Origin of the sequence: Streptomyces sp. NPDC016845, from assembly GCF_044332585.1 — a bacterium.
GTDB lineage: Bacteria > Actinomycetota > Actinomycetes > Streptomycetales > Streptomycetaceae > Streptomyces.
The window spans coordinates 267,933-283,618 of sequence record NZ_JBIRPI010000004.1; the positions used below are offsets into that span (position 1 = coordinate 267,933).

Annotated in this window: 15 protein-coding genes; 8 read left to right on the forward strand and 7 right to left on the reverse strand. The window is 71.7% G+C overall.

Annotated features, from left to right (window positions below; translation table 11 throughout):
• Nucleotides 1-42: 42 nt before the first annotated feature.
• From ACH4RC_RS14320 to ACH4RC_RS14330, 3 genes are all read right to left on the reverse strand, one after another.
• Nucleotides 43-663: a dihydrofolate reductase family protein gene (locus tag ACH4RC_RS14320; RefSeq protein WP_398199740.1), complete on the reverse strand. Its 621-nt coding sequence runs from the start codon at nt 661-663 to the stop codon at nt 43-45.
• 98 nt (nt 664-761) lie between these two features.
• A complete protein-coding gene (locus tag ACH4RC_RS14325; RefSeq protein WP_398199743.1) occupies nt 762-1,556 on the reverse strand; it encodes an alpha/beta fold hydrolase in 795 nt (264 codons plus the stop codon).
• 102 nt (nt 1,557-1,658) lie between these two features.
• Nucleotides 1,659-2,837 (reverse strand): damage-control phosphatase ARMT1 family protein, encoded by a 1,179-nt coding sequence (locus ACH4RC_RS14330; protein WP_398200496.1) that lies wholly within the window; start codon nt 2,835-2,837, stop codon nt 1,659-1,661.
• Between the two features lie 150 nt (nt 2,838-2,987).
• Between ACH4RC_RS14330 and ACH4RC_RS14335 the strand changes: the two genes are divergently transcribed.
• From ACH4RC_RS14335 to ACH4RC_RS14345, 3 genes are all read left to right on the forward strand, one after another.
• A complete protein-coding gene (locus tag ACH4RC_RS14335; protein ID WP_398199745.1) occupies nt 2,988-3,200 on the forward strand; it encodes a hypothetical protein in 213 nt (70 codons plus the stop codon).
• Between the two features lie 64 nt (nt 3,201-3,264).
• The gene (locus tag ACH4RC_RS14340) at nt 3,265-3,690 is read left to right on the forward strand and encodes a DUF2267 domain-containing protein (RefSeq protein ID WP_398199748.1); all 426 of its coding nucleotides are present in this window, start codon (nt 3,265-3,267) and stop codon (nt 3,688-3,690) included.
• 98 nt (nt 3,691-3,788) lie between these two features.
• Entirely contained in the window at nt 3,789-4,931 is a 1,143-nt protein-coding gene (locus ACH4RC_RS14345) for an acetate/propionate family kinase (protein ID WP_398199750.1), read from the forward strand.
• Nucleotides 4,932-5,414: 483 nt separating this feature from the next.
• On the opposite strand, the gene ACH4RC_RS14350 is transcribed toward ACH4RC_RS14345, so the two are convergent.
• Both ACH4RC_RS14350 and ACH4RC_RS14355 read right to left on the reverse strand, forming a co-directional pair.
• Nucleotides 5,415-6,821, reverse strand: coding sequence for a diaminopimelate decarboxylase (locus ACH4RC_RS14350; RefSeq protein ID WP_398199752.1), 1,407 nt, complete (start codon nt 6,819-6,821; stop codon nt 5,415-5,417).
• Between the two features lie 142 nt (nt 6,822-6,963).
• Entirely contained in the window at nt 6,964-8,628 is a 1,665-nt protein-coding gene (locus ACH4RC_RS14355; RefSeq protein ID WP_398199754.1) for a PucR family transcriptional regulator, read from the reverse strand.
• A gap of 198 nt (nt 8,629-8,826) precedes the next feature.
• Between ACH4RC_RS14355 and ACH4RC_RS14360 the strand changes: the two genes are divergently transcribed.
• Nucleotides 8,827-9,525 carry a L,D-transpeptidase family protein gene (locus ACH4RC_RS14360; RefSeq protein WP_398199757.1) on the forward strand — a complete coding sequence of 233 codons (699 nt, stop codon included), beginning with the start codon at nt 8,827-8,829 and terminating at the stop codon, nt 9,523-9,525.
• A 91-nt stretch (nt 9,526-9,616) separates the two neighbouring features.
• Here ACH4RC_RS14360 and ACH4RC_RS14365 read toward each other — a convergent pair whose 3' ends face one another.
• Nucleotides 9,617-10,591, reverse strand: coding sequence for an aldo/keto reductase (locus tag ACH4RC_RS14365; protein ID WP_398199760.1), 975 nt, complete (start codon nt 10,589-10,591; stop codon nt 9,617-9,619).
• Nucleotides 10,592-10,869: 278 nt separating this feature from the next.
• Here ACH4RC_RS14365 and ACH4RC_RS14370 point away from each other — a divergent pair, with 278 nt between their 5' ends.
• From ACH4RC_RS14370 to ACH4RC_RS14385, 4 genes are all read left to right on the forward strand, one after another.
• Entirely contained in the window at nt 10,870-11,433 is a 564-nt protein-coding gene (locus tag ACH4RC_RS14370; RefSeq protein ID WP_398199762.1) for a hypothetical protein, read from the forward strand.
• Between the two features lie 9 nt (nt 11,434-11,442).
• Nucleotides 11,443-11,907, forward strand: coding sequence for a MarR family winged helix-turn-helix transcriptional regulator (locus ACH4RC_RS14375; RefSeq protein WP_398199764.1), 465 nt, complete (start codon nt 11,443-11,445; stop codon nt 11,905-11,907).
• A 91-nt stretch (nt 11,908-11,998) separates the two neighbouring features.
• A complete protein-coding gene (locus ACH4RC_RS14380) occupies nt 11,999-13,021 on the forward strand; it encodes an LLM class flavin-dependent oxidoreductase (RefSeq protein WP_398199766.1) in 1,023 nt (340 codons plus the stop codon).
• Between the two features lie 199 nt (nt 13,022-13,220).
• The gene (locus tag ACH4RC_RS14385; protein ID WP_398199769.1) at nt 13,221-13,970 is read left to right on the forward strand and encodes a glucose 1-dehydrogenase; all 750 of its coding nucleotides are present in this window, start codon (nt 13,221-13,223) and stop codon (nt 13,968-13,970) included.
• An 18-nt stretch (nt 13,971-13,988) separates the two neighbouring features.
• Here ACH4RC_RS14385 and ACH4RC_RS14390 read toward each other — a convergent pair whose 3' ends face one another.
• Complete coding sequence (locus ACH4RC_RS14390; protein WP_398199771.1) at nt 13,989-15,293, reverse strand: M20 family metallopeptidase; 1,305 nt, start codon at nt 15,291-15,293, stop codon at nt 13,989-13,991.
• Nucleotides 15,294-15,686 lie beyond the last annotated feature (393 nt).

Sequence of the window (15,686 nt, forward strand, 5' to 3'; positions counted from 1 at the left end):
TGAGCATCGCGCCGGTCCGGGCCGCTGGCCAGCCTCACCGCATCACGAGGATTCGGCCCCGCCGAGCTTTCCTGTGGCCTCGTCGTAACCGGCCTTGGTGGGCGGCTCGGTCGGCGCGTAGATCACGCGGATCACACCGGTCCGGAACACGTCGGTCGCCGTCACGCGCAGGTGGTACGGCGCATCGCCCTCGTCGAACAGCCTGCGGCCCTTGCGCGCCGCCACCGGGTGCACCAACAGGCGCAGTTCGTCGATGAGGCCGGCAGCGAGCAACTGCCGCACGACCGAGAGCGACCCGGGGACGAGAATGCCCCGGACCCCGGCGTCGGCCTTGAGCGCGGTGACGGCATCGACGAGCTCGCCCCCGATCAGCTCGGAGTTGCGCCAAGTGAACTCCAGCGGCCGTCGCGAGACGACGACCTTGCGCACGTCCCCCAGCTGCTTCGCGAACGGCGCGTCCTCCCCGCCCGCCGCCTCACGGCCGGGCCACGCGCCGGCGAAGCTGTCGTAGGTCTCGCGGCCGATGAGCAGCACGTCAGAGGTGTCGTAGTCCTCGGTGACGGCGCGGCCCATGTCCGCGTCGAAGTACGGGAAGTGCCAATCCGGGTCGATCTCGGCCACGCCGTCGGCCGAGATGAAAAGGGTGGAGATGAGCTTCGCCATGGCAGTGGATCCTCCGCTTCGAGTGGTGTCATCGGGTAGACCGGCGTGCCACACCGAACTCATCGCGGTCGGCGGAGGTGAAACGGCTGAACCGGCCGTCACGCCGTGGCGGGCAGCACCGAGCCCTCGTTCAGGAACTCGACGAGAGCGCTGGTGAACTCCGGGGCACGCAGTGCGCCGAGGTGGTCGCCGTTCACTGTGCGCAAGGTCGCACGCGGGAGCGCCGTCGCCAGTGTTTCCGGACGGACGGCGAGGGGGTCTTCGCGGCCTGCGAGGACCAGCGCGGGTACGGAAACCGCTTCCAGGGCGATGGGTTCGGCGTGGGCAGCGGCGGCTTGCGCGGCGAGGGCCAGCCGATCGCCGCCGAGCGCGTCAACGAACGCGCGGAACGAGGCGGCCGTCGAGTCGGTGACCGAGCCTGGGTCGTCCGTGCGCAGGGCGTGCTGGAGCGCCTGTCCACCGATCACCCTGGTGTCGACGCCGCCGCACTCCACCACACCGGCGCCCACCCCGCCCACGACCAGGCGCCGCACCCGCCGGTCGCGGCTCGCGGCGAGCAGGGAGACGATCGCGCCCATCGAGTAGCCGACGAGATCGTAGGCGGGCTCGTCCAGGAGGTCGATCAGGGCTGTCACGTCCCGCGCCATCCTGTCCTCGCCGTAGAGCGCGGGGTCGTGCGGCTTGTCCGAGGCACCGTGTCCGCGTGCGTCGATGGTGGCGACGCGGCGGCCCGTCCTGGTCAGCGCGTCGACGATGCCCGGCATCTCCCAGTTGGTCCACCCGGAGGCGATGAAACCGTGGTGCAACAGGATCAGCGGAAGGCGCGACCGCGACGCGCCTCCGTGCACTTCGTACGCGATCTGTATGCCGTCGTCCGTGCGGAACACCGCCATCGTCGTACCTGCCCCTCCCTACCGGCCAACACTGCCGCCGCACTCTAGTCGACAGTCGAGCCGTTGACCTCGTGGCTTCAGGCGTGGGAGCGGAGCACGGCCTCAACGCCGGACCTGGACGAGCGCGTGAGTGCCGCTCGTACGCCACTTCTGCTCGGGCCCGGCCACGAGCGCCGCCTCCGTGGACACGTCCAGCCCGACGACGACGTCGGACTTGAGGGTGCGCAGTGCGGCCACCGGTCCTGGGAAGTAGGCGGTGCGCCCGGCGAAGGAGGTGGTCGGCGGCCACAGTCGATCGCCGACCAGACGCCGGTAGTTGAGGTCACCCTTGAAGACGGTCATTGCCGCCGCCGCGAAGTCGGCGCTCAGGTCGTCGGGCATGTCCGCGTAAGGCAGCGGGGCGCAGGAGAAGGCATGGGCCCGGACGGCGAGCCGGTCGGTGTTCATCGCGGTCCACAGCCGCTCCCCGGCCTGCGACGCCGCACCGTGCGCCGTTCGCAGACGACGGAGGCAGTCGATCACGTCGCTGGTGGTGGCGTCGGACACGTAGTACGGGTACGGCTTGACGTGCAGGACCACCCGCTCGGCGAGCCGGTGCCGGAGCAGATGGTCGATGAGGAGCAGGTCGGGCAGGAGTTCGCGGCCCGCGTTGTCCGCGACCAGGCATACGGTGGCCGGGGCTCCGGCCGTCAGCAGGGACCACAGCAGCGCCGAGTCGTCCGCGACGATGGCGGAGTCGGCATCTGCCGCGCCTTCACCGCCCGCGGAGATTCGGAAGCCGAGGTCGGCACGGTTGCCCCACAGTGAGCTGAGGAGCAGGGCCTGTGCCTGGTCGTCCGCGGGCAGCGGGGCGAGCCGGTCGACGGCGGCGAGTTCCGCGTCGGCCTCCTCTGTGTGCAGCTCCGCCTGTTTGAACGGCCGGAAAGGGTCGACGCCCTGCCAGGGCCCCGGCCGGAAGAAGTCCACCGCCTCGAGGAGCCGGCGGTAGAAGTAGCTCTCCGCCCACAGGAACGGCACGTCGAACCAGGACTCGCCGAAGTGGTCGCGCCCCCATGCCTGCCATTGCGGCGCATCATGAGCGCCAGGTGGGAGAGGTTCGATCACGCCGTGCGTAGCCTGCTCCAGCAGTGCGTCCAGTGCCCTGTGCTGCTCCGGTCCGTAGGGGAAGGCGTCGCGGACCTTCTGGATGAGGGACGGATGCCGCTCGGCCAGCACGCTCCGGGCGAAGGATCCTTCTTCGTCGCTGCGGATGACGGGCGCTACCGCGTCCTCGGGCTGCATGGCTTCCACGTCCTTCGTCCTTGTGTCCTTGTGTCCTGTGGAGGCGCAGCGCCTGTTCGGCTGTCTCGCCCGGGTTGCGGCGCACCGTGGCGCCATGTGGGGTGGAGGGAGCCGATCGCCCACGCCCACTGAGCACCATAGGAGGCCCCCGTGAACGAGCGCCCCGGCCCGACGCCACAGCACGACCCCACCACCGACCTCACCACCCCTGACGCGGTCACGCACACCGGCTCCGACGGCGAGGTCTCGGCCGAGGATCTGGTGCTGGCCGCGGGACGTGACGTCACCCCGGCGAACCTCGCCTGGGCCGAACACAAGCTGGCCACAGAAGGACGGGCCGCCCTGGACAAACTGCTCCCCTGAGCACACCCGCAGGCGCCGGTCTCGGCTGTCACGCCGTACGCCTGCGAGGAAGGACATCGACTTCATGCACCACGACGAAATCATCGGCAAAGTACAGGCGCTCACTCAACTGCCGGACCGGGGATCGGCCGAGCAGGCGACGCGGGCCGTGCTGGAGACGCTGGCCGAACGGCTGCCGTCCGGACTCGCCGGTCACCTGGCCGCCCAGCTGCCACCGACCCTGGCCGCCGCCCTACGGCCGGTGGCCGGAGCCTCCGCCGACGGCGACACCCCCACGTCGGCCGAGCGGTTCGGCCTCACCACGTTCGCCGGCCGCGTCGCCGCTCGCGCGGCGACGGACGAGGAGACCGCCCTGCGGCAGGCCGCGGGCGTCCTGGAGGTGCTCGACGCCGCCCTCACCCCGGAGCTGATGGAGAAGCTGACCGCGGCGCTGCCTGCCGACATCGGCGCACTTCTTCCCTCCGGCCGCGCAACGGAGGGCACGGACTGACCAGCCGCGTCAACGGCCCACCCCCATACGGCCGTACCGCCGTACAGCCGTACCGCCGTACCGTCGTACCGTCGTACCGTCGGAGGCAGAGGTACACCGTGTCCGAAGAACGTCTCGGTCCTGTCCTGGTGGCCGACGCCGGGTCGTCGAGCCTGCACCTGACCGTCTTCGACGACGATCTGGGCGTCCTTGCCGAACGCGACACTTCCTCCGCGCCCGGCGACGACGCCGCCCGCCTGCTGCGGCAGTTGTTGCGCGAAGTGCCGGCGCCCGTGGCCGTGGGGCACCGTTTCGTCCACGGCGGCCCGACCCTGCGGGAGCATGTGCTCGTGGACGACCGCGTGCGCCATGCGCTCGACGGTGCGGCAGACCTGGCACCGCTCCACGTCCCGCCGGCGCTGACCGTCCTCGACGCCGCCCGGGATCTGCTCCCGGACATCCCGCACGCCGCCTGCCTGGACACCGCCTTCCACGCCGGCCTGCCCGCCGCAGCCCGGGAGTACGCGGTACCCGCCCTCTGGCGCGAGACGTACGGAGTGCGCCGCTACGGCTTCCACGGCCTGTCCTACACCTGGGCGCTCGACCGGGCGGCGGAGCTCCTCGGCCGCCGTCCCGGCCAGTTGCACGTGGTGCTCGCTCACCTCGGCGGAGGCTGCTCCGCCTGCGCGGTGCGCGACGGCCGCAGCGCCGACACCACCATGGGCTTCACTCCGCTGGAAGGGCTTGTGATGAGCCACCGCAGCGGCAGCGTGGACCCCGGTGCCCTGACCTGGCTGCAGAGGAGGCATCACCTGTCCGCCGAGAGCATCGACGACGCACTCAACCACGAGGGCGGTCTGCTCGCGCTCTCCGGCACGTCGGACGACACCCGCGACCTCGTACGCGCCCGTGCCGACGGCGACGAGCGCGCCGCTCTCGCACTGGACGTCTTCACCCACCACTGCCGCCGCGGTATCGCCGCCACAGCCGCCTCCCTCGACCGCCTCGACGCCCTGGTCTTCACCGGGGAGATCGGCGAGGACCAGCCCGAGGTGCGCGAGGAGGTGTGCGCGCGGCTCACCGCACTCGGTCTGACGGGCGGCCTGCGCGTCCCCGACGGCGCGACCGCGGACCGCCCCGCCACCGTGGTCAGCGCGCCGGAAGCCGAAGTTCCCGTCGTCGTCGTACGCACCGGCGAGGCCCAGCAGGTCGACCGCGAGACGCGCGCTCTCCTGCGTCGGGCTCGGCAGGGCCGCGCCTGAGAAGCAGCTGTCCTGGTGCCGGTCTCAGTACCGGTACTCGCGGGGTGCGCGCTGGATGCTCACCCAGTGGTGGGTGGTGAACTCGTCCACGACCCTGTCGCCGCCGAAGCGACCCAGACCTGACCGGTCGGGCCGGTCGGAGCGCCCGTGAGCGTCATGCCGTACACGAGCGCTGTTCTGCCGTGGCCGTCGGCGATCCGCATGATGCCGCGTACGAGCGCGTCGGTGACGCCCGTGATCCGTACCGGTCAGGGCGAGCACGGCGTACAACGCGATGGGCAACAGGCGCCAGGCCGTGGGCCCTTGGGTGCACAGCCCTACGACGAGCTGGATACGAGGGCTGCGGTCGCGGCCACCAGGGTGGCGGTGCGGCGGCGCGAATCCGGGCGGCGTGACGGGGCGTCGGTGTGGGTGCCGTTGGCGGCGGACACGGGCATGGCTGGTCCTCGGAACACGAACAGGGGCGGCGCGAAGACCTGCGGGTCAGGAGAGGGGCTCCGCCCCGCCCAGGGCGAGCAGTTCGTCCGCGTGCCGGACGCCGCTCTCCGCGGCGATCTCGTCGAGCGTCTGCGCGTCGCGCACGGGCGCGCAGCGCACCGTCGCGCCGTCGATGGCGTATCCGTGCACGGCCGGGCGGGGCAGGCTGTTGTACGCCCACGTCGTCGAGAAGTAGTAGGCACCCGTGTCGTACAGGACGACGAAGTCGCCTTCCTCCAGGGCGGGCAGCGCACACGCCTCGGCGACGACGTCCCCCGCGAAACAGCAGGGCCCTGCCACGTCCTGGGGCACGGCGGGACCGCTCTTCGGCCGCCCGTCCGCGTCGAAGGCACCCACACGCAGCGGCCAGGCGCCCGGCATGAGGACCGTCCGGGTCGCGGTCTGCGCGCCCGCGTGCGTCACGGCGATCCGTCGGCCGCCCGCCTCCTTGGCGTACTCGACGCGGGCGGCGATGAAGCCGTTCTTCGCCAGCAGCGACCGGCCGAACTCGGTGACGAGTCCGTAGCGGCCGTCGAAGAGGCCGGGCACGGCGGTGCGCAGCGCGGTGACGTAGTCGTCGTAGGTGGGGCGCACCGTGTCGTCGGTGAAGTTCACCGGGAGACCGCCGCCGATGTCGAGGCTGGTGATCTGCCGGCGTCCGAGGCGGCCGTTGATCTCCTCGGCGAGCCGGTACGTCTCGGCGATACCCTCGGCGATCAGTTCCAGCGGGCAGCCCTGCGAGCCGACATGGGCATGCAGGCGGGTCAGCCAGGGCCGGTCGGCGAACGCCTGGTGCACGCGGGCGCGGGCCCCCTCGTCGCGCAACGCCACACCGAACTTGCTGGTCGACGTCGCCGTGCTCATCGCGCCGATCGAGCCGCCGCCGACCTGGGGGTTGACGCGCAACCCGATCACGGAGACGCAGTCGGCGGGCCGCAGCGCGTCGATACGGTCGAGTTCGTCGAGGTTGTCGGCGTTGAGGGCGACGCCCAGGGCGAGCGCCTCGGCGATCTCCGCATGGGTCTTCGCGGGTGAGTCCAGGACGATGCGGGACGGGGCGCATCCGGCGTCGAGGGCGAGCCGCAGTTCGCCGGGGCTCGCCACCTCACAGCCCATGCCCTGCTCGGCGAGCAGCCGCAGCACCGGGACGAGCGAGGAGGCCTTCACCGCGAAGGTGTGCAGCACGTCCGGGGCTGCTTCGAAAGCCGCGTGCAGAGCCCTGACGGTGTCTTTGATGCCGTCGGTGTCGAGAAACCCGGCGGCGGGCTGATGCGCGCCGAGCAGTCCGTTGTCGAGCGCGTGCCGGAGGACCCGGGAGGCCCGCTCGGCGGACGAGGTGAGCGATGCCTGTGTCTGTGTCTGTGTCTGCGTCTGCGCGTTCGCGTACGGGACAACGTCAAGGTTCGCGTTCACGTGCCGACCTTCGTCATGGGGTGCGGGAGGAGGTGGCACGAGCCTCCTGTGTCGGCGAGGCCCACGTCTTCGTGGGTCCGGACAAATGTGCGGCGATTACTTGGCCTCCCGGCAGAACACCGGCACAAAACGGTCACGCGGCTCACGGCGCGCGACCGCCATCAGTACCGGTGTCGGTGTCGGTGTCGGCGAGCCGCACCGCCAGAGTGACGACGAGGCGCGTGTCGGGGTCGTCCAGGTCGATACCGAAACGCTCGCGCGCCCTCCTCAGCCGGTAGCGCAGCGTGTTGGGGTGCAGTACGAGCCGCTGCGCGGCGCGCGGGACGTCTCCCCCGGCGTCCAGGTAGGCGGAGAGCGAGCGGACGAGTTCTCCTCCGGCGGCGAGGTCGGCCCCGAACAGGTCGTGCACGGGCCCGCCGTGCCGCCGCCACAACGGTCTGACCGCATCGAGCACTCGCAGCCCGGTCACCGTGTGTGCCACGTCGGCGTGGACCGCGTACCGCGCGGGAGGGGCGGAGGGATCGGGGTCACGCGCCGCACGCGCCCGCACCGCGCGGACCACCAGCCGTGCCCGCTCGCAGGAGTCCGCGGCGTCCAGCGGCGTCGGGACCACGTGCCCGGCGCCGATCCAGACGGCCGGCGCGTCGGGCAGAGCGGTGGCCAGGGAGTCGAGTTCGCGGGCGAGCCCCAGCGCCTCTCGCTCGGCCCCGTCCGGCAGCGGCAGCAGCACGGTGATCCGGTCGCTCTCCCGCAGCACCCGGACGTCGGGACGGTGCGCCGTCGCCTGCAACCACAGGGCTTGCAGGCTGCGTTCGGTGGCGCCATCCGAGGGGTGGTCCCGTTCCGCGACCACCACCGCGCAAGGTGTCTCGGGGGCGAGTCCCAGCGACCACAGGTGCGAGTCGACGTCCCCCTCCCCGCACAGCAGGCCGCGCAGCGCGTGCTCCTCCCGCCGCCGGTTGACGGCCGTCCGCAGACGGTGCTGGAGCAGGTGAGGTACGGCGACGTCGGCGGCGCGCCGCAGCGCCTCCTCGGCGTCCGGGGAGAAGCTGCTCCCGTCGGCCGCGGCCCAGATGGAGCCGAGCATCTCGGCGCCACTGCGGATGGCGACGACCAGGCGCTCGGGGTCGTCTCCGTCGGCCGGGCGGTGGATGACGTCCCTGGAGGTCCACAGGGAGCGCAGCAGCCCGCTGCTGCGCAGTCGCGCGACACGCCGGTCGGGCACCTTGCCGCCGAGGATCGTCGATGTGCGCTCCGGATCGGCGGCGGAACTGGTCGCCGAGTGCGCGAGGAGGCGGAACTGCGTGTCCTCGACGGTGATCGACGCCCGGCAGTAGCGGGCGACCTCCTGTGCCAGCACCGCGAGGCCGCCGCCCGCGATGTCACCGGCGAGCCGGTCACCGGCGCCCGCGGCCGCGAAGGCCAAGGCTGAGCGCAGGAGTTCGACGGTGTCGGCCCAGTCCGCCCACTCGGCGCGCTCCAGCACGGCGATGCCGGTCTCCCGCCCCGCCGCCACGACCTCCCCGGACAACGGCTCGTCGCCGCGGCCTCTGACGACGACCGCGGTGGCGCCCCGCCGGGCCGCCTGTCGCACGGCGCACGCCGTCGCCCCGGCGTCCGTGCCCGGCCCCACCACCAGAACGACGCGCCCGTCGTGCGGCCGCCCGGCACTCTCGTCACCGATGACCAGGCCGCGCACGACCACGTCCTGACCGGCAGGGGCGAGCGTCAGTCGCAGAATGCCGTCGTCGTCGTACGCCAGTAGCTGACGCAGGGTGACGTCTCCCGGCGCGGAGCCTGTGATCATGCGGCCAGCATACGAACGTGCTCCCGCGCCCGCCGCGACCGCGGGTCCGCGAGGCCGTTGTCACCGTTTCGTCCCAGGCCGCGCACGGATACAACCTGTCGAGGCTTTCCCATGTCTGCTTGTTCGGGACCATGGCCGGCCGCAGGCGCTGTGCCCGCGTCCGACCGGACAGAGGCAAGGCAAGGGAGAGGAACTGTCGTGGGGGACTTCCGCAGATGGGGCACCGCCGCCCTCGGGATCACCGGGCTCGTCGCACCGCTGACACTGGCGCTGGGCGCATCACCGGCGCAGGCCGCGAGCAGCTGTACGACACAGCGCGGCCCGTATCAGAAGCAGGTGGAGAAGTTTCTCGGCCGCCCGGTCGACGGTAAACAGTCCGCGGCCGACTGCAAGGCCACCAGGTCCTTCCAGAGCAAGCACGGCATCACCCCGACCATCGGCTACGCCGGGCCGGTCACCTGGGGCGTCATGAACCTCATGAACAAGCAGAAGGCCGTCGGCAAGACGCCGAACAAGAGCGGCAAGTGCCCTGTGAACAAGGGACGCATAGCCTGCGTCGACCTGACGCTCCAGATCAGCTGGATCCAGGACGGCAAGAACCTGGTCTACGGGCCCGTCCCGGTCCGCACCGGCCGCAACGGGTACGAGACCCGTACCGGCCTGAAGAAGGTCTACTGGCGGCACATCAACCACGTGTCGACCATCTACGACGTCCCCATGCCCTACAGCCAGTTCTTCGACGGCGGCCAGGCGTTCCACTCCGTCGGCGTCAGCATGTGGAACCCGCCCGGCTCCCACGGCTGCGTCAACATGACAAAGACCGCCGCGAAGAAGTACTGGTCTCTCCTGCGCAACGGTGACGACGTCTTCGTCTACGGCCGCAAGCCCGGCACCTGATCCGCGCGGCATCGCCCGTCCGCGGCACCGAGGGTCCGGCCGGCCGACATCGCGGCCGGACCCGCGCCGGTCGACCGGACCCGCGCCGCTCTCAGCGCTCCATCATGCGCATCTGGGCCTCGGTGTGGGTGTCGCCCGCGGCCGGCGGGAGGCTGGTGAGCCGGTCGAGCTGCTCGTCGGACAGCTGCACCGCGTCGGCTCCGGCGTTCTCCTCGACGCGCGCGACGCGCCGGGTGCCGGGGATGGGCGCGACGTCCTCGCCCTGGGCCAGCAGCCAGGCCAGCGCGATCTGCGCCGGGGTGACACCGATCTCGGCGGCGACCGCCGCGACCTGGTCGGCAAGCCGCAGATTGTGCTCGAAGTTCTCTGAGGTGAAACGGGGGTTGTCGGCGCGGAAGTCGTCGGCGGCGAACTGCTCGGTCGAGCGGATCGTCCCGGTCAGGAAGCCGCGGCCGAGCGGGGAGAACGGGACGAGACCGATGCCCAGTTCGCGCAGCACCGGCAGCACATGGGCCTCCGGGTCGCGGGTGAACAGGGAGTACTCGGACTGGACAGCCGCCACCGGGTGGACGGCATGGGCGCGGCGGATGGTCTCCGGCCCGGCCTCGGACAGGCCGATGTAGCGGATCTTGCCTTCCGCGACCAGCTCGGCCAAGGTGCCCACGACATCCTCGATGGGCGTGCCGGGATCGACGCGGTGCTGGTAGTAGAGATCGATGTGATCGGTGCCCAGCCGTGTGAGGGAACCCTCGACGGCGCTGCGGATGTTGGCCGGGCTGCTGTCGGCGCCGCCTTCCCGGCCGGTGTGGGAGATCAGGCCGAACTTGGTGGCCAGCACCACCTCGTCGCGACGGCCCTTCAGCGCCCGGCCGACCAACTCCTCGTTGGCGTAAGGGCCGTAGACCTCGGCGGTGTCGATCAGGGTGACGCCCAGTTCCAGGGCGCGGTGCAGGGTACGGACGGACTCCGCGTCATCGCTGCCCGCGCCGGTATAGGCGTGGGACATCCCCATCGCGCCCAGCCCGATCCGGGCCACCTCCAAGTCACCGAGCTTTATGTGCTTCATGGCTCCCTCTCTCCTCGACCGCGCGGAGCGCTGGTGGCAATGCCGTCGTGCTCCTCACCGGGCAGCCGCCGCGGGCACCCGGCTCAAGCCGGGCCGCGCTGTCGACCGTGCGGGTGCACGACAGCTCGAGCGTACGCACCGCTACTTGTGTCGGCATCAGTGTGCCCGCCCGGAGACACTCCTCGTATTTGGTTGACGCATCATCTACAAATGCCTGTGGTGGTGCGGGCATGCCATGAAAAGCGGCCCGCCCGCGGGCCACGGGAAAGAGACCCACCATGAACATCGTCACGACCGGCATCCGGAGCCCCGAACTACGCCCGCATCCCGATCCGGTCGAGATTCACGAGGCCGCGGCCGAGCCGGACCAGGCGGGCTGGGGAGCGCCGCGGATCTCCGGCCTCGGCGGCGGCGACATCCTCGGCGACGCCGAGCGACTCCCGCGCGCGACCGAGAACGCCGAGGTCGTCACCGGCGTCCTGAGCATCTGGCGGCACGCCGCCGCCGACCCGGCGAACGGCCCCGCGCGAGTGCGCCGCGAGTACGGGCACCGGCTCCTCCTGCGCCTCGGCGTCAGCGACGCGGCTTCCGCCCGGCGCGTCGGCGGGGCGGCCCACCGCCCCCTGGCCGCGCTCGACAGCTGTCCCGACACCCTCGACCGCCACGCCGGGCCCGTCCCCACGGACGAGCGCCCCGTCCCCACGGACGAGCGCCTCGTCGCCGCGATGGAACCCGAGCTCACCGCGCCGCGCCGGCCGGCCGGCGCGGACACCCACCCCCTTCCTCGTCACACCCGACTTCACCGCCACCGCGCGCGGGGGGAAGTGTCAACCTTCTCCTAGGCTGGACCCATGACTGAAGCACCCCGCTGGCTCACCCCCGTCGAGGAACAGGCGTGGCGTGGCATGCTGCGGATGCACGACCTGCTGGTCAATCAAGCGGGCCGGACCCTGCAGAGCGGGTTCGGGCTGTCCGCCACCGACTACTCCGTACTCGCGGAGCTGACGCGTACGCCCGACGACCGGCTGCGCATCCTGGAGATCGCGAAGGTCCTCGGGTGGGAGAAGAGCAGGGTGTCCCACCACCTCGCGCGTATGACCAAGCGCGGCCTCATCGCCCGTGAGGAGTGCGCGGACGACGGACGCGGGTCGGTCGTCGTGGTCACACCCGCCGGCCGCGCCGCCATGGAGGCCGCCGCACCGAGGCATGTCGAAGACGTCCGGCGTCTCTTCCTCGACCACCTCACCCTCGGGCAGATCACCCTGCTCGCGGAGATCACCGACACGGTCCTCCGGGAGATCGACGCCGGCCAGTGAGGCACGTGCGCCTCTACGCGTACCCCCGCGACCGCCGGCCCCCGGCCGGGAGCCGGTGGAATGAATCGCACCGCACATTGTTGAAGGCCGCATGAAGAAGATCGGGTTTCTGTCCTTCGGACACTGGACGCCCTCACCGCACTCGCAGACACGCTCCGCGGCGGACTCCCTGCTCCAGTCCATCGACCTGGCGGTCGCCGCCGAGGAACTGGGCGCGGACGGCGCCTACTTCAGGGTTCACCACTTCGCCCGGCAGGCCTCCTCACCGTTCCCGCTGCTCGCGGCCATCGGCGCGCGCACCAGGCGGATCGAGATCGGCACCGGTGTGATCGACATGCGCTACGAGAACCCCCTGTACATGGCCGAGGACGCGGGCGCGGCCGATCTGATCTCCGGCGGCCGGCTCCAGCTCGGCCTCAGCCGGGGCTCCCCGGAGCAGGTGGTCGAGGGCTGGCGGCACTTCGGCCATGCCCCTCCGCAGGGCGGGACCGACGCCGACATGGCCCGCGCGCACACCGAGAGGCTCCTCCGGGTACTGACCGGCGAGGGCTTCGCGGAGCCCGACCCCAGGCCGATGTTCGCCAATCCCCCGGGGCTGCTGCGGATCGAACCGCACTCCGAGGGCCTGCGCGACCGCATCTGGTGGGGCTCCGGCTCCAACGCCACCGCGGTCTGGGCGGCCGGGCTCGGGATGAACCTGCAGAGCTCGACGCTGAAGGACGACGAGAGCGGTGAGCCGCTCCACGTACAGCAGCGCAAGCAGATCGAGGCGTACCGCGAGGCGTGGCGGGCCGCGGGGCACACCCGTGACCCCAGGGTGTCGGTCAGCCGCAGCGTCTTCGCCCTCGTCGACGACCGGGACCGCGCGTACTTCGGCCGGGACGGCAACTCCGAGGACCAGATCGGCTACATCGACGCCGCCACGCGCAGCATCTTCGGCCGGTCCTACGCGGCCGAACCCGACGTCCTCGTCAAGCAACTGGCCGAGGACGAGGCCGTCGCGGCCGCCGACACCCTGCTGCTCACGGTGCCCAACCAGCTCGGCGTCGAGTACAACGCGCATGTGATCGAGAGCATTCTGACGCATGTCGCTCCTGGACTCGGCTGGCGTTGACGTCACCGGCCCGCCCCACCGCTCACCCCTCTCGATTCCCGCCCATCCCCTACCATCCCCTCCCATCCACACCAGCAGGTGACACGTCACCCAGGTAGTTGACACGTCACCTTCTCCAGGCTTACGTTGATTGAAAGTTGAACGGAACGGGTGGTGTGGCCTCCGGACCGCGTCGCCCCCGAACCCCCAGGAGCGAGTCATGGGACAGCTGGACGGCAAGACGGCCGTGGTCACCGGCGGCACGAGCGGCATCGGACTCGCGACCGCGCAGCGGTTCGCCGCCGAGGGCGCACATGTCTACATCACAGGACGGCGCAAGGAAACGCTGAATCTGGCGGCGAAGGAGATCGGCGGGAAGGTCACCGCCGTCCAGGCCGACAGCGCGGACCTCGCCGACCTCGACCGGCTCTACGCCACCGTCGCCGACGCCGGACACCGCGTGGACGTGCTCTTCGCCAACGCGGGCGGCGGCGAGTTCGCCACCCTCGAGCAGGTCACCGAAGAGCACTTCGACGCCACCTTCGACACCAACGTCAAGGGCACCGTTTTCACCGTCCAGAAGGCGCTGCCCCTCCTGAACGACGGCGCCTCGATCATCCTCACCGGCTCCACCGCCGCTGCTGTCGGCGGCGAGGCCTTCGGTGTCTACGGCGCCTCCAAGGCCGCGATCCGCTCCTTCTCCCGCACCTGGGCCAACGAGCTGAGCGGCCGCGCCATCCGCGTCAACACCGTCTCCCCCGGCCCCATCACCACCCCCGGGCTCAACAACCTGGCGTCCGACGACGCTCAGGCCGCGCAGCTGCGCGACAATCTCGCCGCCGTTGTCCCCCTCGGCCGCATGGGCCGCCCCGAAGAGGTGGCCAACCTCGTCCTCTTCCTCGCCACCGACCAGTCCAGCTTCGTCACCGGCACCGAGATGTACGTCGACGGCGGTGCCAACCAGGTCTGACGCCACGGACGACACCCGTCACGTCACCGGACCACCACGCCGGGCCCCGGGACGGGTGCGGTCCGCGATCCAGCCGGCCATGGCTCGCACGCCGAGGGCGATGGCCCGCTCGTCCGGGGAGAAGTCGGGAAAGTGCGGATAGCTCGTCGTGATGGGCGCGCCGGGCGCGCGGACGCCGAGGAACGTGTACGTGCCGGGGACGCGGTCCAGGTAGAGCGCGAAGTCCTCGCCGCTGAAGGGCGGGAAGGCGGCACGCAGCTCCGTGACCGCGTCCCGGCCGAGGGTGCGGCGCAGGTGGCGAGCCAGAAGGTGAGCGTCCCGTTCCGGGCACAGCATGGCCGGGAACGGGTCGGCGGGGAAGTGCACCCCGGCCCCCGCGTACCGCGTGACCACTCGCCGGACGGCTTCGCGCACTTCGACGTACCGCTCCTGCGGCCAGCATCGGTACGACACCCTCACGCCGGCCTCTCGTGCCGTGGCCTGGACGGCGATGAACCGGGACAGCGGCCCGTCAGGCGTCAGCGCGTCGGCGACGAGGCGCTCCAGATCCGCCGGGCCCTGCGGTGTCGCCACCGTGGCGAGCGCGCCGATCTCGGCGGCCAGGCGCCGTGCGGAGTCGACCGGGTCCGGTCCTGAGAGGGTCACCTCCGCCTTGTCCTGGCCGGGCATCCCGAAGCCCGGAGTCACAGCGAACTGACCGGCCGGGAACGGCCCGCAGTGCAGCGCGTGGATCTCCTCGACGCCCAGGCGCTCCAGTACACCGGCGTCGATCAGCGCGCGGGCGCCGGACAACGTCTCCTCGGCGGGCTGGAAGAGGAAGACGACCTGCCCGCTCAAGCGGCGCCGCAGCCGCGACAGAACCCGAGCGACACCGATACCCACCGCGGTGTGGACATCGTGGCCGCACAGATGGGCGGGCGCGATGCCCGTCCCGATGATGTCGGCGGGCGGCACGGCGTCCATGTCCGCCCGGTAGGCGACGGTCCGCCCCGGCCGCACACCTCGCAGGATCCCGACGACGCCGTGACCGCCCACCCCCGTGCTCACGGTCAGGCCCGCCGCCCGCAGCTCCCGGGCCACCACTGCGGCCGTGCGACGTTCCTGCCCCGGTGCCTCGGGATGCCTGTGCAGGTCCCGCCGCAGCTCGGTCAACGCCCGCTCCGCACGCGCCACTTCAGCGGTGATCTCCGTCGGCTCCAGCGATCTCCCCCCGTCACGGGCGACGGCCTTCCCCGCACCCGCCCAGACTGCTCCCGCACCGGTCACCGCCGCACCCGCCAGCAAAGTGCGACGCGCGATGTCCCGCTCCACGAAACGACCCACGGTTCTCCCCTTTCGGCCCCAATGGCTCTGCGGGACACACGATCGCCGCCCACCGGTGTCGCCGCCCATCCGACGAACCACCGCTCGGGGGTGGGGGTACCTGCACCACAAACCGGAGCCGTGCTCATACGCGGCCCGAAGGTGACCGGCCACCGGGCGGGCTCGTGTGGCGGGAGGACGCGCAGCGGCACGTCGGGGAAGAGGTCGAAGCCGGGGAGCGTGCGGGCCTGCCTGATGCCCCGTCCGCCGGGCGCCGAGCCACTGCACAAAGCTGCCTGCTCGCGGGTCCGGGCGCGGCCGACGCTGACGCGATCCCCGCGGTGAGCACTCAGGCCCGCGAGCAACTCGACGACGCCCGCCCATCGCCCGGAACGCCTCAGCACTGACGGCAGG